General features: G+C 73.1%; 18 protein-coding genes and 2 tRNA genes. 17 read left to right on the forward strand and 3 right to left on the reverse strand.

The window, feature by feature from the left end; all coding sequences use genetic code 11:
• The first annotated feature begins 246 nt into the window (after positions 1–246).
• The 8 genes from ABR738_RS21240 (at position 247) to ABR738_RS21275 (ending at position 9,074) form a co-directional block, all read left to right on the forward strand.
• The gene (locus ABR738_RS21240; protein WP_350231572.1) at positions 247–1,410 is read left to right on the forward strand and encodes an acyl-CoA dehydrogenase family protein; all 1,164 of its coding nucleotides are present in this window, start codon (positions 247–249) and stop codon (positions 1,408–1,410) included.
• Positions 1,407–2,501: a bifunctional MaoC family dehydratase N-terminal/OB-fold nucleic acid binding domain-containing protein gene (locus ABR738_RS21245; protein WP_350231573.1), complete on the forward strand. Its 1,095-nt coding sequence runs from the start codon at positions 1,407–1,409 to the stop codon at positions 2,499–2,501. The genes ABR738_RS21240 and ABR738_RS21245 overlap by 4 nt, the downstream gene beginning before the upstream one ends.
• Positions 2,501–3,577, forward strand: a complete 1,077-nt coding sequence (locus ABR738_RS21250; protein WP_350231574.1) for an acyl-CoA dehydrogenase family protein — start codon at positions 2,501–2,503, stop codon at positions 3,575–3,577. Before ABR738_RS21245 ends, ABR738_RS21250 begins: the two co-directional genes overlap by 1 nt.
• Positions 3,578–3,651: 74 nt before the next feature.
• Positions 3,652–4,098: a MaoC family dehydratase gene (locus tag ABR738_RS21255; RefSeq protein ID WP_350231575.1), complete on the forward strand. Its 447-nt coding sequence runs from the start codon at positions 3,652–3,654 to the stop codon at positions 4,096–4,098.
• A complete protein-coding gene (locus ABR738_RS21260) occupies positions 4,095–5,261 on the forward strand; it encodes a lipid-transfer protein (protein WP_350231576.1) in 1,167 nt (388 codons plus the stop codon). Before ABR738_RS21255 ends, ABR738_RS21260 begins: the two co-directional genes overlap by 4 nt.
• Before the next feature lie 182 nt (positions 5,262–5,443).
• The gene (locus ABR738_RS21265) at positions 5,444–6,532 is read left to right on the forward strand and encodes a DUF1906 domain-containing protein (protein ID WP_350231577.1); all 1,089 of its coding nucleotides are present in this window, start codon (positions 5,444–5,446) and stop codon (positions 6,530–6,532) included.
• 170 nt (positions 6,533–6,702) lie between these two features.
• Positions 6,703–7,251: a SigE family RNA polymerase sigma factor gene (locus ABR738_RS21270; RefSeq protein WP_350231578.1), complete on the forward strand. Its 549-nt coding sequence runs from the start codon at positions 6,703–6,705 to the stop codon at positions 7,249–7,251.
• Positions 7,252–7,415: 164 nt separating this feature from the next.
• On the forward strand, positions 7,416–9,074 hold the full coding sequence (locus ABR738_RS21275) for a long-chain fatty acid--CoA ligase (protein ID WP_350231579.1): 1,659 nt from the start codon (positions 7,416–7,418) through the stop codon (positions 9,072–9,074).
• Between the two features lie 144 nt (positions 9,075–9,218).
• On the opposite strand, the gene ABR738_RS21280 is transcribed toward ABR738_RS21275, so the two are convergent.
• The 3 genes from ABR738_RS21280 to ABR738_RS21290 form a co-directional block, all read right to left on the reverse strand.
• Positions 9,219–9,818: an antibiotic biosynthesis monooxygenase gene (locus ABR738_RS21280; RefSeq protein ID WP_350231580.1), complete on the reverse strand. Its 600-nt coding sequence runs from the start codon at positions 9,816–9,818 to the stop codon at positions 9,219–9,221.
• 233 nt (positions 9,819–10,051) lie between these two features.
• A complete protein-coding gene (locus ABR738_RS21285; protein ID WP_350231581.1) occupies positions 10,052–14,461 on the reverse strand; it encodes a PAS domain-containing protein in 4,410 nt (1,469 codons plus the stop codon).
• 151 nt (positions 14,462–14,612) lie between these two features.
• Positions 14,613–15,050 (reverse strand): SSI family serine proteinase inhibitor, encoded by a 438-nt coding sequence (locus tag ABR738_RS21290; RefSeq protein ID WP_350231582.1) that lies wholly within the window; start codon positions 15,048–15,050, stop codon positions 14,613–14,615.
• A 306-nt stretch (positions 15,051–15,356) separates the two neighbouring features.
• Here ABR738_RS21290 and ABR738_RS21295 point away from each other — a divergent pair.
• From ABR738_RS21295 to ABR738_RS21335, 9 genes are all read left to right on the forward strand, one after another.
• Positions 15,357–15,450: transfer RNA gene (locus ABR738_RS21295), tRNA-Ser, on the forward strand.
• Between the two features lie 566 nt (positions 15,451–16,016).
• Positions 16,017–16,089: transfer RNA gene (locus ABR738_RS21300), tRNA-Arg, on the forward strand.
• Positions 16,090–16,430: 341 nt separating this feature from the next.
• A complete protein-coding gene (locus tag ABR738_RS21305) occupies positions 16,431–17,645 on the forward strand; it encodes an alpha/beta hydrolase family protein (RefSeq protein WP_350231583.1) in 1,215 nt (404 codons plus the stop codon).
• Positions 17,646–17,713: 68 nt separating this feature from the next.
• The gene (locus ABR738_RS21310; protein ID WP_350231584.1) at positions 17,714–18,691 is read left to right on the forward strand and encodes a DUF2797 domain-containing protein; all 978 of its coding nucleotides are present in this window, start codon (positions 17,714–17,716) and stop codon (positions 18,689–18,691) included.
• Positions 18,692–18,779: 88 nt separating this feature from the next.
• Positions 18,780–19,142, forward strand: a complete 363-nt coding sequence (locus ABR738_RS21315) for an antibiotic biosynthesis monooxygenase family protein (RefSeq protein WP_350231585.1) — start codon at positions 18,780–18,782, stop codon at positions 19,140–19,142.
• A 395-nt stretch (positions 19,143–19,537) separates the two neighbouring features.
• The gene (locus ABR738_RS21320) at positions 19,538–20,278 is read left to right on the forward strand and encodes a response regulator transcription factor (RefSeq protein WP_350231586.1); all 741 of its coding nucleotides are present in this window, start codon (positions 19,538–19,540) and stop codon (positions 20,276–20,278) included.
• A 115-nt stretch (positions 20,279–20,393) separates the two neighbouring features.
• Positions 20,394–22,106 (forward strand): HAMP domain-containing sensor histidine kinase, encoded by a 1,713-nt coding sequence (locus ABR738_RS21325; protein ID WP_502964232.1) that lies wholly within the window; start codon positions 20,394–20,396, stop codon positions 22,104–22,106.
• Between the two features lie 65 nt (positions 22,107–22,171).
• Complete coding sequence (locus ABR738_RS21330; protein WP_350231588.1) at positions 22,172–23,515, forward strand: bifunctional glycosyltransferase family 2/GtrA family protein; 1,344 nt, start codon at positions 22,172–22,174, stop codon at positions 23,513–23,515.
• Complete coding sequence (locus tag ABR738_RS21335) at positions 23,512–25,620, forward strand: ArnT family glycosyltransferase (RefSeq protein ID WP_350231589.1); 2,109 nt, start codon at positions 23,512–23,514, stop codon at positions 25,618–25,620. The genes ABR738_RS21330 and ABR738_RS21335 overlap by 4 nt, the downstream gene beginning before the upstream one ends.
• The last annotated feature ends 133 nt before the right edge of the window (positions 25,621–25,753 follow it).

Consider the following 25,753-nt stretch of genomic DNA (forward strand, 5'->3'; position numbering starts at 1 on the left):
GGGACAAGGCTCCGTGACACCGAGGGCATTGGGGCCGTCGGGGGCACTCGGAGCACCCGGGGCACCCGGGGCGCCCGGGACGCCTGGACACCGAGGAACCAGGCCGCCCTCGACCCGGTACGCGGATCACACCGCGTCCACCCCGCAGCCCCACCCCGCACGCCTCATTCCGTACACCCGCACCGCACGCCCCACCGGATACACCCGCACCGCACGCCCCACCCGTCCGCGCGGAAGGCCATCGTCGTGCACCTCGCTCCGACCGAGCGCCAGCAGCTACTGCGGGCCGAACTTCGCGCCTACTTCGCCGCGTTGATGCCGGGCGGGCCGCCTCCCGCCACGGACCCGGGCGGGCAGCGGGCGTTGCTGCGCCGGATCGGGCGCGACGGGCTGCTGGGCCTCGGCTGGCCCGTCGAGTACGGGGGCCAAGGGCGCGGCTCCGACGAACAGTTCGTGTTCTTCGACGAGGCCCACCGCGCGGGCGCACCCGTCTCCATGGTCACCCTGAACACCGTCGGACCGACGCTGATGAAGTACGGGACCGCCGAGCAGAAGGCTTACTTCCTGCCCCGGATCCTCAGCGGTGACCTCGTCTTCGCGATCGGCTACAGCGAACCGGAGGCCGGCACCGATCTCGCCGCCCTGCGCACCAGGGCCGCACGGGACGGGGACTCCTGGGTGATCGACGGGCAGAAGGTCTTCACGTCCAACGCCCAGAACGCCGACTGGATCTGGCTCGCCTGTCGCACGGCCCCGGACGTGCCCAAGCACCGGGGCATTTCCATCCTCCTTGTGGCCACCGACGCGCCCGGGTTCTCGTGGACCCCGATCGAGACGGTCGGCGGCCTCACCACCACCGCCACGTACTACGACGGCATCCGGGTGCCGCTGGAGAACCTGGTCGGTGAGGAGAACGCGGGCTGGGGACTGATCACCAACCAGCTCAATCACGAACGGGTCGCGCTCGCCGCGATCGGCATGCAGGCCGAGGATTTCTACGAGGCCGCGCTCACCGCCGCCCGCACACCCGATCCAGTGACTTCAGAACGCCGGGTTGACCACGAATGGGTGAAGGCGACCGTGGCTGCCGCGCACGCCAAGCTGGCGGTGAATCGCCTGCTCAGCTGGCGTTTGGTGGGGGATGTGGGGGCCGGAAATCTCGCGCCCGGAGACGCCAGCGGGGTGAAGTTCACGGGAACGGAGGCCGCGGTCAAAACGTATCGAATGTGTCAGGAAATCGTGGGGGAAGCGGGTCTGATCCGGGGCGGTTCGCCCGGCGCCTTCGGGGACGGGGAGCTGGAGCGGATGAACAGGGCGGCACAGATCAACACGTTCGGGGGCGGGGTGAGCGAGGTGCAGCGGGAGATCGTCGCGACGATGCGGCTCGGGATGAAACGGGGGAAGCGATGAGCAGGGGGCACGGCGAGACCGGCGGTGGGCGCGGAGTGGGGACGGGGGAGGGTGAGCACAGCGGGAGTGACTTCCTGGCGCGTCTGAAGAAGTTCGAGGGGCAGCCCGCGGCCCGCGCCGGCGTCGGCAAGGACCTGGTCAACGCGCCGATGATCCGGCACTGGTGCGAGGCGATGGGCGACACCCATCCCGCCTACACGGGGCCGGACGCCATAGCGCCGCCGACCATGCTTCAAGCATGGACGATGGGTGGCCTCTCGGGGCACGGCGACGGAACGGGCCGAGCCACGGCCTACGACGAGCTGTTCGACCTGCTCGACGGCGCCGGATACGCCGCGGTGGTCGCGACGGACTGCGAGCAGGAGTACGTCCGTGACCTGCGGCCGGGCGACCGGATCAGCTACGACGCGGTGATCGAGTCGGTGTCGGAACGCAAGACCACCAAGCTGGGGACCGGGCACTTCGTCACCTCCCGGATGGACGTCCTGGCCAACGGCGAGCTCGCCGGCACGCACCGGTTCCGCATCCTCAAGTACGCCCCGGCAAACAGGAGTTCAGGCGACGGCTCAGGCGGGGGTTCAGGCAGGGGTTCGGACGGAAGTTCAGACAGAGCTGCGGCAGAAGGGGGCCAGCAGCGGCCGGCCGGGTCCGCGATGCCCGGGTCCGCGATGCCCGGGCCCGTGACGCCCCGGCCGGCGCGGCCCCGGCCTGTGATCAATCGGGACAACGCCGGGTTCTGGGCCGGAGTCGCCGAGCGCCGACTGCTCATCCAGCGCTGCGACGACTGTGCGGAGCTGCGTTTCCCCTGGTTGCCGGGGTGCCACGCCTGTGGATCGGCGCACTGGGACACGGTCGAGGCGAGCGGCGCGGGCACGGTGTTCTCGTACGTCGTGATGCACCACCCCCCCTTCCCCGCCTTCGACCCGCCCTACGCGGTCGGCCTGATCGAACTCGCCGAGGGCGTGCGCATGGTCAGCAACGTGATCGGAGTGGCGCCGGACGAGGTGCGGATCGGCATGCCCGTACGGCTCGAATTCACGCGTGTGGATGATGAGTTGGAGCTTCCGCTGTTCCGGGCGGAGGTGGCCTGATGGACTTCACACCGACCGTTGAACAGTCAGCCCTGCGTGACCTGGCGGCGCAGATCTTCGGGGACCTCTCCACGCATGAGCGGCTTACGGCAGCCGGCGCGGGCACGGATGCCGAGCTGTGGAAGGCGCTGTGCGGGGCGGGACTGCTCGCGGCCGTCGAGGAGGTCGGCCTCCTGGGCCTGGTGCTCGCCCTCGAGGAGCAGGGCAGAACCACGGCCCAGGTCCCGTTCGCGGCGAGCTGCGTCTACGGGATCCTCGCGCTCACCGCGCACGGCACCACCGAGCAGCGCGAGCGCCTGCTCCCGGTCTTGCGCGACGGCACGGCTGTGGTGGCGGGGGCGTTCTCGTCCCGGCCGGGACGCGTACGGGCCCTGGGGGACGGGGAGCTGACCGGCACTGTGCCGCTCGTGACCTGGCTGCGGGACGCCAGCCATGTCCTGGTCCCGGACGCGCACCGGCGGCTGTGGCTGGTGCGCGTCGCCGACGCGGTGGCCGACCCGGTGGAGACGACGGCGCCCTGGTCGGCGGGGCGGCTGACGCTCGACGCCACTCCGGCGGAACGGGTGGGCGGGGCAGAGGCGTACGAGGACGTGCTGGCCACTGCCCGCACCGCGTTCGCCGGGCTCCAGGCCGGGGTGTGCGCGGGATCGCTGGCCCTGGCGGTCCGGCACACCACCACGCGGGAGCAGTTCGGGCGGCCCCTCTCCACCAACCAGGCCGTGCTGTTGCGCGCCGCCGACGCGTACATGGACACCGAGGCGATACGGGTCACGTCCTACGAGGCGGCCTGGCGCAGGGACGAGGGCCTGCGGTACGGGACGCACGCTCTGACGGCGGCGTGGTGGGCGTCCGAGGCCGGCACCCGGGTCGTGCACGCGGGCCAGCATCTGCACGGCGGCCTCGGCGCGGACCTGGCACATCCGGTGCACCGGCACTTCCTGTGGGGACGGCAACTGGACGCCTACCTGGGGAGCGGGCCCGAACTGCTGGCGGAGCTGGGTGAGTTGATCGTGTCCGAGCGGGACGCCGCAGGCGCCCCGCCTGGAACCGGGACCGTACAGGGGGTGGGGGCATGAACGGGCAGGCAACAGGGAGGGGCGGCGGGAGCCGGAGTGGCATGTGGAGGGGGCACGGCATGCGGGGTGGGCGGGTGCGGAAGGGGGACGCGCTGCCGCCGCTGGAGATCGCGATCACCCGGACGCTGATCGTGGCCGGCGCGGTCGCCTCGCGCGACTACCAGGACGTGCACCACGACGCGGTGCTCGCGCGGGAGAAGGGGGCCCCGGACATCTTCATGAACATCCTGACCACCAACGGCCTCGTCGGCCGCTACATCACGGACTGCTTCGGACCGTCGTCCCGGCTCCGGGCCGTGAAGATACGACTCGGTGCGCCCAACTATCCGGGGGACACGATGACGCTGACGGGCACGGTCACGCGGGTGGACGGGGAAATCGCCGAGGTGAGGGTGACGGGCGCCAACGGCCTCGGCCATCACGTCACGGGCACCGTGCGGGTGTACGTGCCGGGGCCGGAGCCCGCCGCTGGTGGCAGCGAACTGAACGGTGCGGCAACGGACTTGGGGGTGGAGTCATGAGCGTACGCAGGGCGGACGCGCTCGGGGGGCGGGCGGCCGTCGTCGGGATAGGGGCGACCGAGTTCTCCAAGGACTCGGGGCGCAGCGAGCTGAAGCTGGCGGTCGAGGCGGTCCACGCGGCGCTCGACGACGCGGGGCTCTCGGCCTCGGACGTCGACGGTCTGGTCACCTTCACCATGGACACCAGCCCGGAGATATCGGTCGCGCAGGCGACCGGCATGGGCGAGCTGTCCTTCTTCTCGCGGATCCACTACGGGGGCGGCGCGGCCTGCGCCACCGTGCAGCAGGCGGCGCTCGCGGTGACGGCCGGCGTGGCCGAAGTCGTGGTCTGCTACCGGGCGTTCAACGAGCGCTCGGGGCGGCGCTTCGGGTCCGGGGTGCAGCAGCGCGAGCCGTCGGCGGAGGGGGCGGCGCTCGGCTGGTCGCTCCCGTTCGGGCTGCTGACGCCCGCGTCCTGGGTCGCCATGGCCGCGCGGCGCTATCTGCACACCTACGGTCTGACGCCCGAGGCGTTCGGCCATGTCGCCGTCACCGACCGCCGCCACGCGGCCGGCAACCCGGCGGCGTACTTCCACGGCAAGCCGATCACCCTTGCCGACCACGCGGCGTCGCGATGGATCGTCGAACCGCTGCGGCTCCTGGACTGCTGCCAGGAGACCGATGGCGGCCAGGCCCTCGTCGTCACCACCGTGGAGCGGGCCAGAGACCTGCGGCAACGGCCCGCGGTGATCACGGCGGCGGCGCAGGGGGCCGGGCGCCGGCAGGAGGCGATGACCAGTTTCTACCGGGACGACATGACCGGGCTGCCGGAGATGGGGGTGGTGGCGCGCCAGCTGTGGCGGACCTCCGGGCTCACCCCCGCCGAGGTCGACGTGGCGATCCTCTACGACCACTTCACGCCGTTCGTGCTGATGCAGCTGGAGGAGTTCGGATTCTGCCGGCCGGGTGAGGCGGCCGACTTCGTCGCGGCGGACGCGCTGCCGCTCAACACGCACGGAGGTCAGCTGGGGGAGGCGTATCTGCACGGCATGAACGGCGTGGCGGAGGCGGTACGGCAGCTGCGGGGAACGTCGGTCAACCAGATACCCGGCGCGGCGCATGTCCTGGTCACGGCCGGAACGGGCGTCCCGACCTCGGGCCTTGTCCTGGGCAGCGACAGCTGACGCACCGCCCGGCAGGGGCGGCTGACGAGGCGTTGTGCAGGGCGGCGCTCGCCGTGTTCAGGGGGTGCTCCCCCGTGTTGCGGGCCCTGCTCTCCCGCCGGACGGCTGATCCTTTGCCCGGACGGCCGACGCGGTCGGCTTCAGCGGTGGCCGCTCGGTGTGGGGGACCGTTCACTCGGGCCATGCGCCGCCTCAAGATCAAGCCGACTCTCGCCCGTTCCGCCGCCGCCCTCCTCACGCTCGCCGCTCTGCTGACGCCGACGGCGGCAGCGTCGGCGTCCCCCCAGGTGCCGTCCCCCGCGCGGTCCCTCGCCGGTCGGGGAAACGATGACCGTGAGCGTGAACGTGACCGTGAGCGTGACCGCAGCCATGAAGACCATGACCACCAGGGCCGCGATCACCGGGGCCGTGACCACCGGGACCGGGACCCCTGGGACCGGGACGCTGAGGGACGGGACGATGGGGGACGGGACGGCTGGGACCAAGGCGTCTGGGGCCAGGGCAGTTGGGGTCAGGACGACTGGGGGCGGGGGCAGGACAACGAGCGCGCGGAGGAGGTGGCGCACTTCACGGGCAGGGCCTTCGACACCTGCAACACCCCGTCCCTGGCCACGATGCGGGCCTGGCGGAGTTCGCCGTACCACGCGGTCGGCATCTACTACTCGGGCCGGGGCCGCCACTGCCTGGCCCAGAAGAACCTGAACCGGGACTGGGTGAGCCAGACGCACGACATGGGCTGGCAGGTGCTGCCCGTGTTCGTGGGCTCGCAGGCGCCGTGCGTGTACGCCGAGAACAAGAAGGGAGTGCGGATCGGCAACCGGCCGGCGCAGCAGGGCAAGTCGGAGGGAGGCCAGGCCGTGCGGGACGCCCAGGCCCTCGGCATCCTGCCGGGCAGCCCGCTCTTCCTCGACATGGAGGCGTACAACGCGGGCAACGCGGCGTGCGCCCGCACCACGCTCGACTTCGTGCGGGCCTGGAACCGGGAGGTGCGCGGGCGCGGCTACCTGCCCGGGTTCTACAGCAGCGCGGATTCCGGCGTGCGGCAGATGGAGAAGGCCCGGCAGTCGGGGCTCGGCGACCTCCCGGCGGTGATCTGGTTCGCCCGCTGGCAAACCGAGCCGGCGGTGTACGAGGAGGCGTCGCTGCGCGAGGACGCCTGGCAGCACCAGCGCATCCACCAGTACGCCGGTGACGCGACGGAGACGTACGGCGGGTACCGCCTCGTCGTGGACCGCAACCAGGTCGACGCGCCGGTCGCCCGGATCGCGTGAGGCGGACCGGTTCGGCGAGCGGGTGCGGCGGAGGGCTGAACCCTGAGGGCCGAGGATGCGTCCTCCACCTTCAGGAGGTGCAGCCACCCCCACCCCTACAACCTGAGACGGACATGGCTTCGGGACCTGGGGCCGATCCCGCGGGGTCGCGGCGCTCATAGCGTGGAGACATGACAACGCCCGTCTGCTCCACCGCCTCCCGAGCGGCGACGCCCTACCACGCGTACTCGTCGTTCTCGTCGTACGTCCGCGCCAGGGGCCCCGTGCTGCTGCGCACCGCGCGCTCGCTGACCGCGAACGCGAGCGACGCGGAGGACCTGTTGCAGACGGCCCTGACCAAGACGTACGTCGCCTGGGACCGGATCGAGGACCACCGGGCGCTCGACGGCTATGTGCGCCGCGCGCTGCTCAACACCCGTACGTCCCAGTGGCGCAAGCGCAAGGTGGACGAGTTCGCCTGCGAGGAGCTGCCCGAGCCGGAGAGCGTGCCCGCGCCGGACCCGGCCGATCAGCAGGTGCTGCACGACGCGATGTGGCGGGCGGTCATGAAGCTGCCCGACCGCCAGCGGGCGATGGTCGTCCTGCGGTACTACGAGGACCTGAGCGAGGCGCAGACGGCGGAAGTCCTCGGGGTCTCGGTGGGCACGGTCAAGAGCGCGGTGTCGCGCGCGCTCGGCAAGCTCCGTGAGGACCCGGAGCTCGAACCCATACGGTCCTGATCCGGGCACGGCCCGCAGTCGCCGGCCAGGTATCCGCAGGTAACTTCGCGGAACCTCGGCCGAAACTACTCCCGGGTAGTGACATACCGAGCGGTATGTGCGCAGAATTCGGCACACCCCTATCGCCACAGAGCGCGGACCATAGCGCTCCTCGGGAGGACGCCGTGCTGAGCACCATGCAGGACGTACCGCTGCTGATCTCGCGGATCCTGACCCACGGGTCGACGATTCACGGCGCGTCGCAGGTCACCACCTGGACCGGCGAGGCGGAGCCGCAACGCCGCAGCTTCGCCGAGATCGGCGCCCGGGCCGCACAGCTCGCCCACGCGCTGCGCGACGAACTCGGCGTCCGCGAGGCGAGCGCCGTGGGGACGCTGATGTGGAACAACGCCGAGCACGTCGAGGCGTACTTCGCGATCCCCTCCATGGGCGCCGTCCTGCACACCCTCAATCTGCGCCTCCCCGCCGAGCAGCTGATCTGGATCGTCAACCACGCTGCCGACCGCGTGGTGATCGTCAACGGCTCGCTGCTTCCGCTTCTCGCGCCGCTGCTCCCCCATCTGCCGACCCTGGAACATGTCGTCATCACCGGGCCGGGCGACCGTTCGCTCCTGGATGACATCGACGGCACGGGACCCCGGGTGCACGAGTACGAGCAGCTGTTGGCGGGACGGCCCACGACGTACGACTGGCCGCAGTTGGACGAGCGCAGCGCCGCCGCCATGTGCTACACCTCCGGCACCACCGGCGATCCCAAGGGCGTCGTCTACTCCCACCGTTCGATCTATCTGCACTCCATGCAGGTCAACATGTCGGAGTCGATGGGGCTCACGGACCGGGACACGACACTGGTCGTGGTGCCGCAGTTCCATGTGAACGCCTGGGGCCTGCCGCACGCCACGTTCATGTCCGGGGTGAGCATGCTGATGCCCGACCGCTTCCTCCAGCCCGCCCCGCTCGCCGACATGATCGAACGCGAAAAGCCCTCGTACGCGGCGGCCGTCCCCACGATCTGGCAAGGTCTGCTGGCCGAGGTCACTGCCCGCCCGCGCGACCTCACCTCCATGCGGAACGTCACCATCGGCGGCGCGGCCTGCCCGCCTGCCCTGATGGAGGCGTACGACAAGCTCGGCGTGCGGCTCTGTCACGCCTGGGGCATGACGGAGACGTCGCCGCTCGGGACCATGTCCAACCCGCCGGCCGGTCTGAGCGCCGAGGAGGAGTGGCCCTACCGCATCACGCAGGGCCGCTTCCCCGCCGGAGTGGAGGCGCGGTTGGTCGGGCCGGGCGGGGAGTTCCTGCCCTGGGACGGAGAGTCGGCGGGTGAGCTGGAAGTGCGCGGGCCCTGGATCGCCGGGGCGTACTTCGGCGGCGCGGGCGGCGAGGACTTCCGGCCGCAGGACAAGTTCAGCCCGGACGGCTGGCTGCGGACCGGGGACGTCGGTGTGATCAGCCCCGACGGCTACCTCCGCCTCACCGACCGCGCCAAGGACGTCATCAAGTCCGGCGGCGAGTGGATCTCCAGCCAGGAGCTGGAGAACGCGCTGATGGCCCACCCCGATGTGGCCGAGGCGGCCGTGGTCGCGGTCCCGGACCACAAGTGGGGCGAACGCCCGCTCGCCACGGTCGTCCTGAAACCTGGCGCCACCGCCGACTACGCGGCCCTGAAGGAATTCCTCGCCACCAGGATCGCCAAGTGGCAGCTGCCCGAGCGGTGGGCGCTGGTGGAGTCGGTGCCGAAGACGAGCGTCGGGAAGTTCGACAAGAAGGTCATCCGCAGGCAGTACGCCGACGGTGAGCTGGACGTGACGGAGCTGCGCTAGGCGCGCGCGGAAGCGGGCCTGGCTGGAGCATGCCTCAGCCCGGGCAGCGGTTTCGGCCGGGCAGCGGTGCCGGCCTGAGCAGCGGTGCCGGCGCGAGCAGCGGTCCGGGCCCGCCGGGTCGCGGCTGGGCGGGCTCGATCGCGCTCAGCCGTGCAGCCAGCGGCGCAGCAGACGGCTCATGTTCGGCATGGCCACATACGTCATGAGCACACTGAACAGCACCGTGAACACTCCGGTCCGCAGCACCAGCGGAAGCCCGGCGACATAGGGGCCGAGCACCGCGTTGCCCAGGAGCGAGATCGGGAAGATGGCCAGGCCCGAACTGATCGCCATTTTCCACCGGGGCGGAGCGGGACGGGCCTCACCGGGCTTGGCGAACCACGTCTCCATTCCGGTCAGTTCACGCCGGGCTATCTCGGTGTGGTGATGGCCCGTGCAGGTGGCGAAGAACAGGGCGCGCTCCTTGGAGCTCTGCCAGCGCTCCAGGGCGGCCGCGTCCCGGAAGCGGTGCACCAGGAACCAGGGCGCTCCGGGGGACGACGGCCGGAACAGACCGTGTCCGAGGTGGCCGGGGAAGCGGGTCGCGGCGGCCAGGATGTCGCGTGCCCACCCCTCGAACGACTCCTCGTACCCATCCTCGACCTGCCGTGCGATCAACAGGGTGACCTCGCCGTTGTCGGCGGGGACGGCGTGTTCGGGCGCGGCGGCGGGTTCCTGACGCAGGGCAGGGCGCGGGGTGGCCACAGGGCTCCTCGTGGGTCGTACGGTGTCGCGCGCCGCGTCAGCGTACGCACACCACCCGGCCACCTGTCGAGGGCCATTCAGCCGCGTCCGTCCGGGGGTGTTTCACGTGAAACAACCCTCGTTTCACGGCCCTGGGCATCATGGCCTGGTTTCCGCGGCCCTGGTTTCACGTGAAACACCCCGAACGGACGGCAGCAACCTCGGGTAACGAGGGGCACGGCAACCCGCCGTGCCTAGTTGGTGCCGATCTTCGCCAGCAGATCCACGATGCGGCCCTGGACCTCGCCACTGGTGGAGCGTTCCGCGAGGAACAGCACCGTCTCGCCGGACGAGAGGTTCGGGAGGTCCGCCTGGTTGATGCCCGCCGAGGTGTAGACGACGAGCGGCGTGTGGTTCAACTGCCCGTTGGCACGCAACCAGTCGACGATCCCGGCACGACGGCGGCGTACCTGCATGAGGTCCATCACCACGAGGTTCGGGCGGGTCTGTGCGGCCAGGGTGACCGCTTCGGAGTCGGTGGCGGCGCGGGCGACCTGCATGCCGCGCCGCTCCAGGGTCGCGGTGAGCGCGAGCGCGATCTCTTCGTGCTCCTCGATCAGAAGGACCCGGGGCGGGTGCTGCTCGCTGTCCCGCGGCGCGAGGGCCTTGAGCAGGACAGCCGGATCGGCGCCGTACGCCGCCTCTCGCGTCGCCTGTCCGAGACCCGCCGTGACCAGCACGGGCACCTCGGCAGCGACCGCCGCCTGACGGAGCGACTGGAGCGCGGTACGGGTGATGGGACCGGTCAGCGGGTCGACGAACAGCGCGGCGGGGAAGGCCGCGATCTGCGCGTCGACCTCCTCGCGCGAGTGCACGACCACGGGCCGGTAGCCGCGCTCGCTCAGCGCCTGCTGGGTGGAGACGTCGGGCGCGGGCCACACCAGGAGCCGGCGCGGGTTGTCCAGCGGCTCCGGGGGCAGCTCGTCGTCGACCGGCTGCGGCTGGGGCCGGTTGGCCACCTCCACCGCGCCGCCGGGACCGTCAAGCGGCTCGGGACCCTCGGCACCCTCGTCGGGCGCCCCGATCGCATACGCGCGGCCCTGGCCCTCCGAGGGGGGCGAGGGCAGCACGGGGTGCGGGCGGGCCGGCGCTTCGGTGGGCCGCTCGACACCCTCGGGAGGCGTGCCCAGCTTGCGCCGTCGGCCGGAGCCGAGCGAGCCTCCGGCCGTCTGCGCGGTCTGGGGCTGCGGGGCGGGCGGAGCCGTCTGGGCTGCGGAGGCAGGGCGTGCGGCGGGTGCCTGCGGTTGCGTCTGGGTCTGCGTCTGCGCCTGCATCTGGGCGAAGGGCGCGCCCTGGCCGAGCGTCCGCACGCTGAAGGCGCGGCCCTGGGTGTCGCCGGAGACGACCGGGATCCCCCCGGGCGGGGTCTCGGCGGGCAGCGGCTGGCGCAGGGGCCCGGTGGGTGCGGCCGGAGCGGGTCGCGGGGGCCTGGTTGCGGCCGGTCCGCCCTGGGCCTGGCCCTGGCGCGGCTCGTGGCCCGGACTCTGCGGGGGTACGGGCCCGGGGGCACCGGGCATCTGCACCGCGCGGGCCGCCCATGCGGGCGCCTCGGCCGGGTGCGGCTGGGGCGGGGTGTGATCGTCCAGGGGGTCTGCGGGGGCGGCGGAGTTGGGGTTGGTGCCGCCGGGATTGCCACGGGTGTGGCCGGCGCGGCCCGGTGCGTTTCCGCCCGGCCCTGCGGCAGGGTCGCCGCCGGCGGGGCCAACCCCCATGGGGCGAGCACCTGTTGGGGCGGGGGCCATGGGGTGCGGGCCGGTCGGGCCCCCGGGGTGAGCACTCGCGGACGAAGCCCGCGCGGGGTCGACTGCACCAGCCACGACACCCGGGGAGCCGGGACCGGCCGACGTGGCGCCGACGGGCGGGGCACCCACAGGCGACGCACCGAGGGGCGGCACGGGGCCGGAGCCCGCGTCCGGGGAGCCCATGGGTCCGGCACCCGTAGGTCCGGCCATGGGCGCGGCGCCGACGGGCGGGGTTCCCACGGTCGGGGCACCCGCAGGGGTGGGACCCACAGGTCCCGCTGCGGATCCGGCGCCCACAGCCCGGGCGCCCGTGGGCCCGGCGCCAACAGGACCGCTGCCGACCGGACCGGCACCGACCAGACCGGGGCCCGTGGCTCCCGACGCGTCGGCGCCCGGGTGCCGGCCGCCCCCAGGGCGTACGGAGGCAGGGTGGCCCGGCTCCAGGGCGTCGGAGGGAGTGGCGGCCGGAGGCGCGGGGTGCGGCGCGCGGTCGGCGTCGGCGGGCGGCAGCGCGAACGCCGTCCGCGCGGAACCACCCTCCTGGCCGTTCGCGGCGGCGTTCGCGGATCCGCGCCCTGCGCCGCCCGCGGCACCCTGCGAGGCGTCGCCCGAAGGACCGTTCGCGGACCCGCCGCCCGGTCCGCCCGAGGTGGCGGCGCCACCCGTGGAGTTGGCCGACGCCGTACCCAGGGCGCGCCTGGCCCGGCGGCCCGTGGGCTCGGCGGCGTACTCCCCCGGGCCCGAAGCGGAAGCGCCGGACGGGCCGGACGCGGTGGACGGAGCGCTCGGCGCGTCGGCGCCGCCGGGCGCGGGCAGCGCGCGGCGGGCACGGCGCCCGGTCGTCTCGGTGGGCACGCCCTGCGGCGGCACGGTCTCGCCGAGCGCGGCGCGGCCCATGCCGGAGGACTCGCGGGCGCTCTCCGCGCCGGTGACCACGGACCCCTCGGCGGCCTCGCCCTGGCCCGGGGCCCGCACGGCGGACTGCTCGGCAGGGCTCGGCCGGCCACGGCGCCGTCCCGACCCGGAGGCCGCGCCACCGGAGACCGGTCCACCGGCCGCGCCCTCGTCGACGGCGTCCCCCGTGTTCTGCTGGGCCGGGATCCGCGCTCGGTCGCCGTCGGGACCGGCGTCGGCGTCACCGCCGGAAGCGGGCGCGGAGCCGGACTCGGCACGCGCACGGCGGCGTCCCGTCGGGGACTTCTCCTCGGCGACCGGGCTCTCCAGGAACGCGTCCATGGACGCCCGCCGCCCGCGCCTGCGCCCGCCGCCGTCCTGCTGCGCGGGCAGCAGCGCCTCGTTGGGCTGCGGGACCACGGGTGCCTCGACCGTGCCCGCGCCCGCGCCGAGCGGCACTTCGAGCACGTACGCGGAACCGCTCATGCCCGGCACGTCCACGGTCTGCAGAACGCCGCCGTGCGCCTTCACGATGCCGCGCACGATGGGCGCGTGGACCGGGTCGCCGCCCGCGTAGGGGCCGCGCACCTCGATGCGGACGACCTCGCCGCGTACGGCGGCCGCGACGACGACGGTGGAGTCCAGGTAACCGCCGGGGGCGGCCGGTGCCTTGCCGGTGGCGTCCACGCCCGCCACGTCCGCGACGAGATGGGCCAGGGCGGTGGAGAGACGTGGCCCGTCGACCTCGGCCTCGATGGGCGGGGTGTGCACGGCGAACTGGGCGCGCCCGGGCCCGATGAGCTCCACGGCGCCGTCGACACCCGCGCCGACGACCGAATCGACCAGCACCTTGGTCTTCTTGAGCTCTTCGCCGCCCGCGTCGAGCCGCTGGTAGCCGAGGACGTTGTCGACGAGCGTGGTGATGCGCGAGTACCCGGCGGCCAGGTGGTGCAGGACCTGGTTGGCCTCCGGCCACAGCTGGCCGGCGTCGTCGGCGGCGAGCGCGGCCAGTTCGCGCCGCAGCTCGTCGATCGGCCCGCGCAGCGAACCCGAGAGCACCGAAAGCAGCTGCTGGTGCCTGGCGGCGAGCGCGTCGTAGCGCTTGGTCTCGCGGTCGAGGACCTCGGCGTGCTTGGCGGCCTGCTCCTCGTAGGGGCGGCGGTCGGTGAAGGTCATCACCGCGCCGACGAGCAGGTCGCCGTCGCGCACCGGCGCGGTCGTGAGGTCGACCGGCACCTTGGCGCCGGACTTGGTCCAGATGACCTGCCCGCGCACCCGGTGCTTGCGCCCGGACTTGAGGGTGTCGGCGAGGGGGCTGCCCTCGTACGGGAACGGCTCGCCGTCCTCGCGCGAATGCAGCACCAGCGGGTGGAGTTCCTGGCCGCCGAGGTCGCTGGCGCGGTAGCCGAGGATCTGCGCCGCCGCCGGGTTGACCAGGACGACCCGGCCGTCGGTGTCGGTGCCGACGACGCCCTCGGCCGCCGCGCGCAGGATCATCTCGGTCTGCCGCTGCGAACGGGCGAGTTCGGCCTCGGTGTCGACGGTGCCGGAGAGGTCCCGCAGGACGAGCATGAGGAGTTCGTCGCCGGAGTAGGAGCCGGGTCCGCCGCCGCTTCCGTAGGAGGCGTACGCGTCGCGCCCGTCCTCCAGATTGGCGCTGGTCACCTCGACCGGGAACTCGGTGCCGTCGGTGCGGCGCGCGATCATCCGGGTCGGCTTGGTGCGGCCCTGGTCGTCCTCGCTCTCGGGCCGGCGCATGGAGCCGGGGATGAGCCGGGAGTCGAAGGAGGGCAGGAGATCGAGCACTCCCCGCCCCACCAGACCCGTACCGGGCGCCTCCAGCATTCCCAGCGCGACGGTGTTGGCGTTGACGACCGTGCCGTTGCAGTTGACGAGCAGGAGCCCGTCCGGGAGGGCGTCAAGTATGGCTGCGAGGCGAGCAGCGCCTCGGGATGGCCTGCTGCTCACGACGACGCTTCCTCCCTGAACCACTGCACCTTGCGGCCTGTCACTGGAAGGGAGTCTAAAGGCTGAGGATGTGCGAGCGACGGCGGATCGGGGGGAGCTCTCACCAAGGTTGTGTGACTACACCGTATGGGTGAAGGGCCTACGGGGTGCCCTACCTGGCTTCGGGCAGCACCGGGACCAGGTTGTCCCACCGCGAGATCTCGCATCCATTGGCACGGTTGTACGTCGCGTCCACAGGGCGCCCGGCCCAGCTGCCGGTGATGTGGGCGGTGGCGGGGCCGCCGTAGATGAACGTGCACATCCGGCCCGGGGGCACCGGCGCGAAGGTGTCCTTGCCCCAGGTCGTGACCGAGTCCAGCTTGTCGCAGGCATCCTGCGCCCGCGGGTGGGTGCCGCCCGCCGGGTGGCATTCGAGCGTGTACGTGCCCTCGACGCCGGGCTGGTGCTCGACGGTGATGGTGAGGCGGTCCTCGGTCTGCCCGCCACCGAGCAGCGACAGCGGAACGGGCAGCGGCCCGGCCAGGGCCGAGGGCGCGGCGGCGAACGCGGTGAGGGAGGCGGCAGCGGTGACGGCGAAGCGGCGCAGCATGGGTCTCGTGTCTCCTGGGTTCGGAGGGGAGTGGGGGTCGTGGGCGGCGGGGGCGGGCGGTGGGGGTCCGGCAGCGTGTTCGCGACGTCTTCGCGACGTGCCCGGGGTGCACCGGGGGGACGTATGGGGGGAGTTCCGGTCCTTTGGGGTCCTGGGAGGTCTAACGCGCGTCAACGCCCGGCGTTGCGCCGCAGGAACGGCTTTGCTCTCGCGCCCACCTGCCTAGTACCGTGGGGGGCGATTGGTGACGGCCCGCAAGGCTGTGTCATCATCTGCACGCACCACTCGCGCGAGCGACGGTGTGCTGGAGGCGTCGCCTAGTCCGGTCTATGGCGCCGCACTGCTAATGCGGTTTGGGTCTTAAAGCCCATCGAGGGTTCAAATCCCTCCGCCTCCGCCAGCACCACCCGAAGCCCCGGCCTCATGGCCGGGGCTTCGCCCGTTCCGGGACCGGCGGGGGCGCCGCGCGGCTTCTCGGCCGGGGCGCCCGCGTTGCGAACCGGCCCGGGGCGGCCGGCCCAGGGCCCCGCGCCCGCTCTCGATCCGGATGCCCGCGCGCGTTCCAGGTCCGGGCTGCTCGGCGGGCCCCAGCCCTGGACGCGGCACGCGTCCCGGACCTGATGCTGAGCGCGTTCCCGATGCGGGATGCGGGATGCGGGATGCCGGCCCCGGTTGCTGGATGCCGAATGTCGGACCCGGTTGCTGGAGGTCGGACGTCGTGCGCGTGCTCGGGCCGGCAGCTTCACCTCTCCAGGGCGGAGCTTCACCTCTTCAGGGCCCGGATGCGCCGTCCTTGACCCCCGTCCGGCCCATCCCCCCTGACCACCCCGCCGCCCCCGGTTCGCTCACGCAGAGACATTTCCGCAGGTCAGAGCCGGTGGAGCTAACGGATTTCGCGTCACGGCGCAGGTCATGTAATGTTGTTCTCGCAACGCCGACGGGGCAGAAAAAACCCCGGAAGCACAAGCACTCGTAGCTTAACGGATAGAGCATCTGACTACGGATCAGAAGGTTGCAGGTTCGAATCCTGCCGAGTGCACACAGGTGAGAGGCCCCGGACGTCGAGTCCGGGGCCTCTTGCGTTGGCGTGTACAGCAACCGTTTCGGACGGTGCCGTCTTGGAGCTGGATGACGGCGAGGCGTGCGATCGATCGCGGTCAAGGGTGACGCGCGCGCCGTTGGTCGTGGCTGCGATCGAAGCGACGGTTGCGGGTTCGAATCCAGCTCGGCACGCGCAGGTGACGGGCGCCCCGGCTCCTAGGGGTCCCTGGCTCCTAGGGCTCCCTGGCTCCTAGGGGGCCCTGAGGGGGGGTGGCCCCTGGTAAGGGCGGGGGGGGCAGCACCATGGTGTGGGCGGGGCCCAACTACCAGGATTTGGGCATGAGTTCATACCAGACAGTGTTTCGTCTCGCCCTTGCCGCCGCTCTCGTGGGCGCGGCCGCCGCTCCGGCCGCCGCAGTCGGGCAGTCGTCCTCGCAGGGGCGGGGCCAGGGCGGTGGCATCGTCTCCGTGGAGCAGGTGGCGCAGCTGACGCCCGAGGAGGTCGCGGGGCAGCTCCGGGGGCAGATCGACGCGGCGCAGGTCCGTTTCGGGGTGACGGCCTACCGGGTCGAGTACCGCACCACCGACAGCGCGGGCGCCCCCACCACCGCGAGCCAGCTCGTCGTGCTGCCCAAGAACGACGCGCACCGGTTGCCCACCGTCTCCTGGCTGCACGGCACCACCGTGTACCGCAAGGACGTCGCCTCGCAGAACCCGAAAGCCACTGACCGGCTCGTCGCGCTGCTCTTCGCCTCGACCGGGCGCGCGGTCTCGGCCCCCGACTACGTGGGCCTCGGCTCCGGCCCCGGCTTCCACCCCTACGGCGACCCGTCGGCCACCGTGTCGGCGTCCGTCGACGCGCTGCGGGCGACCCGTGCGCTCGCCCACCTCAAAGGCCGGGAACTGGAGCGGAAGGTCCAGGTCAGCGGTTTCTCGCAGGGCGGGCCCGCGACCATGATGGTGGGACGCGCGCTCGACCAGGAGAAGGCCGACCGTTACTTCCGGCTCGGCGCCCTCGCCCCGGTCAGCGGCCCCTTCGATCTGTCCGCCTTCGAGGCCGCCGCCGCCAATGACGAGATCGACCACGCCGGCCTCTACCTCGCCTACTTCGCCACCGCCTGGAACAAGATGTACGGCCTCTACGACTCGCCCGGCGAGGCCTTCAAGGACCCGTACGACAAGAAGGTGGAAGGCCTGTTCGACGGGAACTCCACGCAGAAGCAGATCGCCGAAGCGCTGCCCAGCACCTCCGAGCAGCTGTTCACCGAGGACTTCCTGAACAAGGTCCGCCAGCCGAGCGGCGTCCTGAAGGAGCGTCTGCGGCCGCTCGACCACACCTGCGACTGGAAGCCGGACGTACCGGTGAGCATCTACTACGCCCGGGGCGACCAGGATGTCGCCAACAGCAACTCCTCGTACTGCGCCGCCCAGTTGGCGGCCCACGGCGTCGGCGCGACGCTGACCGACGTCGGCGACGTCGATCACAACGGGTCGGTCCGGCTGGCCGTGCCCGGGATCATCCGGTTCTTCGACGCGGCGCGCAAGACCGGATGACGGCGGCTGCGCGGGACGGCCGGGACCGGCCCCGGGCCGTTGTCAGTGGCAGGGGGTAGCTTCGAGATGTGGCTCGGTTGTGGCGGTGCGAGGGGGTTCGTTGGGGCGTGGGTGAGGGCGGCGAGGGAAGGGCGCGGCTTCGGTGGGAGGGGGGACGTAGCAGTGCGTTGGACTACGGGCGGGTCCTGGCGTTCCAGGTGGCGGGGGCGCGCAGCTGTGTGGGGGCGCGGGGGAATCCCTGTCCGGTGGGGGCGCCGGTGCCGGGGCGCAGCACGCAGGCGCGGTGTTCCGAGTGCGCCCGTCTCGACCGGACGCACTCCGTCGCGGCGGATACGTTCGTGGACGATCCCCGCACCTACCGGGTCTACCTCGCCTGGTTCGGGAGCGGGCTGCTCAAGGTCGGCATCACGGCGGAGGAGCGGGGTTCGGTCCGGCTGCTCGAACAAGGGGCCGTGGCGTTCTGCTGGCTCGGGCGCGGGCCCCTGATGGCGGCCCGGCGCTGCGAGGAGTTGCTGCGGGCGGCCCTCGGGGTGCCGGACCGGATCGCGTACGCCGAGAAGCGGGCCGTGCGGGCCCGGCTTCCCGGGGTGGCCGAGCGGACGGCCGAGGTGGCGGAGTTGCGGGCGCGGGCCGTCGCCCTGGCCGGGTGGCCCGAGTCGCTGGAGCGGGTGGACGGTGAAGTCGTGGACCACGCGGGCGCGTTCGGGCTCACCGGGCTCGCCCCGGCCACCGGGGTCGTCGTGGAACTGGTCGACGGCGGTGTGGTGGGCGGCCGGCTCGTCGCCGCGGCCGGTCCCGATCTGCATCTGGCGGCGGCCGACGGCCACGTTGTGGTGCTCGACACCCGGCTCATGAGGGGGTGGGACCTTACGGCGGCGGGGGCGGGCCTCATGGAGGTGGGGACGAGGGGGAGGGGGAGTGGTGCTGGTGCCGGCCCGGGCGGGGGTGGCCAGGCCGGCGGGCACGGTGCTCCTCTGGGGTGCCGGATCACCGTTCCGGTACGGGAGGTGCCGCGGGAGGGCGGGGTTCAGGACCAGCTGTTCTGATGCCGGAGTTCGGGCGGCATCCGTGCGGTTCGGGGTCGTCCCCCAAATGTTCTGGACAGCACCACCGTTCGCGCCCGAAGGTGGAGGCATGAGCGATCACATACGGGGGCCGATCTCGGGGATCGAACCGCCTTACTACGCCGTCGTGTTCACCTCCCTGCGCACCGAGGGCGACCGGGGGTACGGCGAGACCGCCGACGCGATGGACGAGCTGGTGCGGGAGATTCCGGGGTACCTCGGGCACGAGAGCGCGCGCAACGCGGGTGGCCTCGGGATCACGGTCAGCTACTTCCGGGACGTGGAGGCCATCGCGCACTGGCGTGGGCGCGCCGACCACCAGCAGGCCCAGCGCCAGGGCCGGAAGGAGTGGTACGAGAGCTACAGCGTCCATGTCGCCAAGGTCGAGCGGGCTTACGCGTTCGAGCGAGGTCCCGGCTCCGGGCAGGAGTGACCGGCAGCGCGCGGGCCTCGGGCGCGTCCGCCCCACACCATGCGACGGGCGGCAGCGCGCGGGCCTCGGGCGCGTCCGCCCCGCGCCACGCGACGGGGCCGACGGCGTGAGCCCGCGGACCGCGAGCCCGCCGCTCCTGAACCGGCCGACCCTGATCCCGCCGCCCCTGATCCTGCCGCTCCTGAACCGGCCGACCCTGATCCCGCCGCCCCTGAACCGGCCGACGCTGATCCTGCCGCTCCTGAACCGGCCGACGCTGATCCCGCCGCTCCTGATCCCGCCGCCCCTGTACCCGCCGACTCAGACCCTGTCCATCCGGCCCCGGCGTGAAATTTCTCAGGGAAATCACAGGAACGGGAAAGGCTGTTCTCACGGCCCCCTCACAGGGTGAGGCCATGACCGTTACCTCCTCGCCCCAGGGGCGGACCGAAATGCTCAGGCCGGACGGGAGCCCCGTCCGTGTGCTCGTCGTGGACGACGAGGCGCCGCTCAGCGAGCTGCTTTCCATGGCGCTGCGCTACGAAGGCTGGGAAGTGCGCAGCGCGGGCGACGGGACCGGTGCGGTGCGCGACGCCCGCGAGTTCCGGCCGGACGCCGTCGTCCTCGACATCATGCTGCCCGACATGGACGGTCTCGCCGTCCTCGGCCGGCTGCGCCGCGAACTCCCCGACGTGCCCGTGCTGTTCCTGACGGCCAAGGACTCCGTCGAGGACCGGATCGCCGGACTCACGGCGGGCGGCGACGACTACGTCACCAAGCCGTTCAGCCTGGAGGAGGTCGTGGCCCGGCTGCGCGGCCTCATCCGCCGCTCGGGCACGGCGGCCCTGCGAAGCGAGTCGGTGCTGACCGTCGGCGACCTCACCCTGGACGAGGACAGCCACGACGTGACCCGGGGCGGGGTCAACATCCACCTCACCGCGACCGAGTTCGAACTGCTCCGCTTCCTCATGCGCAATCCGCGCCGGGTGCTCAGCAAGGCGCAGATCCTGGACCGCGTCTGGTCCTACGACTTCGGCGGGCAGGCCAACGTGGTCGAGCTCTACATCTCCTACCTGCGGCGGAAGATCGACGCCGGGCGCTCGCCGATGATCCACACCCGGCGCGGCGCGGGGTATCTGATCAAGCCCGGGGAGTAGGGGCGCGGTGGTCGGGTTCCGGCGGCCCTGGTCGCTGCGCACCCGGCTCGTCGTGTCCGCGGTGGCGCTGCTCGCGGTCGTGGGCGCCGTCATCGGCACCGTGACGGTCCTCGCGATGGGTGCCAATCTCCAGCGTCAGCTGGACGACCAGCTGGCCGGCGCGCTCATGCCCGGACGGATGGGCGGCCACGACTCCCCGGACCCCGGCCCCCTCACCGGCACGGACCCCAGCCACGTGGGCGGCGTCAGCACCACCGGCGCTGCGAACGGCACCACCGCCGGTCACGCCACCGGCGCCGCGAACGGCGCCACCCCCGGTCACGCCACCGGCGCCGCCCCGGGCCGCGCCACCGCCGCCGCCGGGAACGGCACCGCCGCCGGGAACGGCACCGCCGCAGGCGTCGCCCCCGCCGGCCGTATCGACTTCGTCGTGTCGCGGCCGGGGCAGCCTCTGCACGCCGTGGCGGCCGGGCCCGGGGGCGACGGGCGGATGACCGGCGCTCAGGCCGTCCGTCCGGAGCGTCAGGGCGAGGCCCGCAGCGCCGCGCTGTCCGCTGTTCAGACCCGCGCGCTCGCGGCCGTGCCCAAGGACCACGCGGTGCACTCCGTCTCGGTGCCCGGGCTCGGCGACTACCGGGCGATGTGGGATCCGGACGGCGGCTTCGTGCTGGGCTTCCCCACCGACGCCGTCGACTCCACCGTGCGCACCCTGCTCATCGTGGTGATCTGTGTGACCGCCGCCGGGCTCGTGGCGGCCGGGATCGCCGGGGCCGCGATCGTCGGGGTGGCCCTGCGGCCGCTGCGCCGGGTCGCCGCGACCGCGACCCGGGTCTCCGAACTCCCCCTGCACAGCGGCGAGGTGACCCTGTACGAACGGGTGCCGGGCGCCGAGGCGGACGCGCGGACCGAGGTCGGCCAGGTGGGCGCCGCGCTCAACCGGATGCTCGACCACGTGCACAAGGCGCTCAGCGCGCGGCAGGAGAGCGAGACGCGGGTGCGGCGGTTCGTCGCCGACGCCAGCCACGAGCTCAGGACTCCGCTCGCCTCCATCCGGGGTTACGCCGAGCTGACGCGGCGCGGACGTGAGGACATCGGGCCCGACACCCGGCACTCGCTCGGCCGCATCGAGTCGGAGGCGGCCCGTATGACGGGCCTGGTCGAGGATCTGCTGCTGCTCGCCCGTCTCGACGCCGGACGCCCGCTCTCGTATGAGAGCACTGCTCTCTCTTCGCTCGTCGTGGACGTGGTCGGTGACGCGCGGGCCGCCGGGCAGGGCCACATCTGGCAGCTCGACCTGCCCGCCGAGCCCGTCACCGTACGCGGCGACCACGGGCGGCTTCAGCAGGTCCTGGTCAACCTGCTCGCCAACGCCCGTACGCACACCCCGCCGGGGACGACGGTGACCGCCCGGATCGAGCCGCGCGGGCCCTGGGTCCTCGTGGCCGTCGAGGACACCGGCCCCGGGATCCCCGCCGAGCTGCTTCCCCATGTCTTCGAGCGGTTCGCCCGCGGTGACGCCTCCCGTTCCCGCAACGCCGGGTCCACCGGTCTCGGCCTCGCCATCGTCCAGGCCGTCGTGGCCGCGCACGGCGGCCGGGTGAGCGTGCGCAGCGCCCCCGGGCGGACGGTGTTCGACGTCCTCCTGCCGACGCCCACCGCCACGCCGACGTCCGCCGCCATGCCGGGCCACACCGCCACGCCGACGTCCGCCGCCATGCCGGGCCACGCCGCCACGCCGACGCCCACCGCCACGCCGAGCCCCGCCCCCACACCGGCCCCCGCCCCCACACCCGCCCCCGCCCCGGGTCGTCTCGTCGTCCCCGAATGACGTCTCACAGGCCCGGCACAGGCTGACCACACAGGTGTGACAGCGGCCCCCGCGAGGGTCGGCGCATGCGAACCGAACGTTCTGCCACGAGCGCCACGGCCGCGCCGCATGCGGTGGGCCCGGTGCGTCCGGCGGCCCTCCCGGCCCGCCGGCATCTGCCCGTCCAGCCGGCGGACGGCACGCCCGTACTCGACGTCACCGTCCCCGTCCACAACGAGGAACGGGACCTGGAACGCTGTGTACGGCGCCTCCACGGCCACCTCGCGCGGACCTTCCCCTACCGCTTCCAGATCACGGTCGCCGACAACGCGAGTACCGACGCGACGCCCCGCATCGCCCGCCGGCTCGACGACGAGATCCCCGAAGTGCGCTCCGTGCGCCTTGAGGAGAAGGGGCGCGGGCGCGCGCTGCGTACGGTCTGGTCGGGGTCGGACGCGCCCGTGCTCGCGTACATGGACGTGGATCTGTCCACCGACCTCAACGCCCTGCTACCGCTGGTCGCGCCGCTCATCTCGGGCCACTCCGACCTCGCCATCGGCTCCCGGCTCGTCCGTTCGTCGCGGGTGGTGCGCGGCGCCAGACGGGAGTTCATCTCGCGTACGTACAACCTGATCCTGCGCGGGTCGCTCGCGGCGCGGTTCTCCGACGCCCAGTGCGGGTTCAAGGCGATACGCGGGGACGTGGCGCGCGGGCTGCTGCCGCTGGTCGAGGACACCGGATGGTTCTTCGACACCGAGATGCTGGTGCTCGCCGAGCGCGCCGGGCTGCGGATCCACGAGGTGCCGGTGGACTGGGTCGACGACCCGGCCAGCACCGTCCACATCGTCAGGACGGCGGTGGAGGACCTGAAGGGGGTGTGGCGCGTGGGGCGGGCGCTCGCGGTGGGCGCGCTGCCGCTCGACCGCCTCGCGCGGCCGTTCGGCGACGACCCCCGGGACCGGCGCCTCGCCGGAGTGCCGGGCGGTCTCGCCCGCCAGCTCGTCGGGTTCTGCGTGGTGGGCGCTCTCTCCACGCTCCTCCACCTCCTCCTGTACGTCGCCGCGCGCACGGCGGCCGGGCCTCAACTCGCCAACGCCGCCGCCTTGTTGGTCTCCACGGCGGTCAACACGGCGGCCAACCGGCGGCTCACCTTCGGAGTGCGGGGCCGCGACCGCGCGGTACGCCACCAGGCGCAGGGCCTCGCGGTGTTCGCCATCGCACTCGCCCTGACCAGCGGCTCGCTCGCGGCGCTCGACGTCGCGCACGCGGGCGTCGCGCACTCCACCGAGGTGGCCGTCCTGGTCGCCGCGAACCTCGCCGCCACCGTCCTGCGCTTCCTGCTGCTGCGTGCCTGGGTCTTCCCCGACCGGACGCCGCCCCCCGCCGCCACGACCCCGCTCCACCCCGAACCGAAGGGCGACGCACGATGACCACGACCACCCCCCGGGCCACCCCGCGCGCGGGCGGCGCCGACACCGGGTCGCCCCGGTCCGTGCCGGGCCGGCTGTGGCGCGGCCGCCCGGACGACCCCGCCTGGGCGCGGCCCGCGCTGTACGCGCTGCTTCTCGTCACCTGCGCCGGCTATCTGGTGAACCTCAGCGCCTCCGGGTACGCCAACTCCTTCTACTCGGCAGCGGTCCAGGCGGGCAGTCAGAGCTGGAAGGCGTTCTTCTTCGGCTCGCTCGACGCCGCGAACGCGATCACGGTGGACAAGCCGCCTGCCGCGCTGTGGCCGATGGCCCTTTCGGTCCGTCTTTTCGGTCTCGGATCCTGGCAGATTCTGCTGCCGCAGGTCCTGATGGGCGTGGCGACCGTCGGCGTCCTGTACGCGGCCGTGCGGCGCCGGTTCACTCCGGCGGCGGGGCTGATCGCGGGCGCGGTGCTCGCCCTGACGCCGGTCGCCGCGCTGATGTTCCGCTTCAACAACCCCGACGCGCTGCTGGCGCTCCTGATGACGGTCACCGTCTACTGCGTGCTGCGTGCCCTGGAGGACGCGCGGACCAGGTGGCTGGTGTGGGCCGGGGCCGCGATCGGACTCGCGTTCCTGACCAAGACGCTCCAGGCGTTCCTGATCCTGCCGCCCCTCGGCTTGCTGTACGCGGTGTGCGCGCCCACGTCCCTGCGCCGTCGCCTGGGTCAACTCGCTCTCGCCGCAGGGGTATTGATTGTCACGGGTGGCTGGTGGGTGGCGGTCGTGGAGCTGTGGCCCGCGTCGTCGCGTCCCTACGTGGGCGGCTCGCAGCACAACTCGTTCCTCGAGCTCACCTTCGGCTACAACGGGCTCGGCCGGCTCAGCGGCGACGAGACGGGCAGCGTCGGGGGTGGCGGCGCGCGGCCCGGCGGCATGGAACTGCCGACGGGTCTGCGCCCCGGTGGCGGCGGAGGCGGTGGGGGCGGTGGCTGGGGCGCGACGGGCATCGGCCGCATGTTCAACTCGGAGATCGGCGGCCAGATCTCCTGGCTGCTCCCCGCCGCCCTGCTGCTGCTCGTCGCCGGTCTCGTCGTCACGTGGAAGGCGCGCGGCGGGGCCGGGCGCACCGACACCGCGCGGGCCGCGTTCCTCGCCTGGGGCGGTGCGCTCCTGACCACCGCCGTGGTCTTCAGCTTCATGGCCGGGATCTTCCACCAGTACTACACGGTGGCCCTCGGGCCCTACATCGCGGCGCTGACCGGCATGGGCGTGACGGTCCTGTGGGAGGAGCGCTCGCGGATCTGGGCGGCGCTGGGGCTCGCGGTGACGGTCGCGGGCACGGCGGTCTGGGCGTACGTGCTCCTGGACCGGACCCCGGATTACCTGCCCTGGCTGCGCTGGGCGGTGCTGGGGTGCGGGCTCGCGGCCGCGCTGGGTCTGGCGCTCGCGCGCAGGCTGCCGCGCCGGGTGGCGCTCGGGGTCGCGGCGGCGGGCCTCCTGGCGTCCCTCGCCGGGCCCGCCGCGTACACGGTGAGCACCCTCGGCACCGGGCACACGGGGTCGATCGTCACTGCGGGTCCCGCCGGAGCGAGCAGGGGCGGCGGGCCGGGAGGTGGTCCTGGCGGGGGCGGCCAGGGTGGCGGCTTCGGGCGGTTCGGCGGCGGTCCGGGCCGGGGCGCGCCGGGTCAGGGGCAGGGGGCGGGTCCGGGGCAGGGCCCGGGCGCGCGCGGCGCCGGTGGCGGCGGCATGGGCGGGCTGCTCGACGGAGCCAAGGTGAGCGCCCAGGCCAAGGCGCTCGTGAAGAAGAACGCGGACCGGTACACATGGGCCGCGGCCGCCATCGGCTCGCAGAACGCCGCGAGCTACCAACTCGCCACCCAGAAGCCGGTGATGGCGATCGGCGGGTTCAACGGGAGCGACCCGTCACCGACCCTGGCGCAGTTCCAGGCGTACGTGGCCCAGGGGAAAATTCACTACTTCGTCGCGAGCGGCGGCGGGATGATGGGCGGCGGCGGCGGCCGGGCGTCGGGCAGTGCGATCAGCAGCTGGGTGGAGTCGTCGTTCCGGAAGGTGACGGCGGGCACCGCCACGTTCTATGACCTGACCTCGCCGGTACGCCGCTGAGGCGACGCCGGACGGGCTGAGGGACGGGGTGCGGGTGGGCGCCGGACACGGGGGGGCGCGGGGGTGCGGAGAAGCGGGCGTCCGTGCGCCCAGCCGTCCCCGACCCGCACCTGCCGACTGTCCCGACCCGCGT

The sequence above is a fragment of the Streptomyces sp. Edi4 genome, assembly GCF_040253615.1.
Lineage (GTDB): Bacteria > Actinomycetota > Actinomycetes > Streptomycetales > Streptomycetaceae > Streptomyces.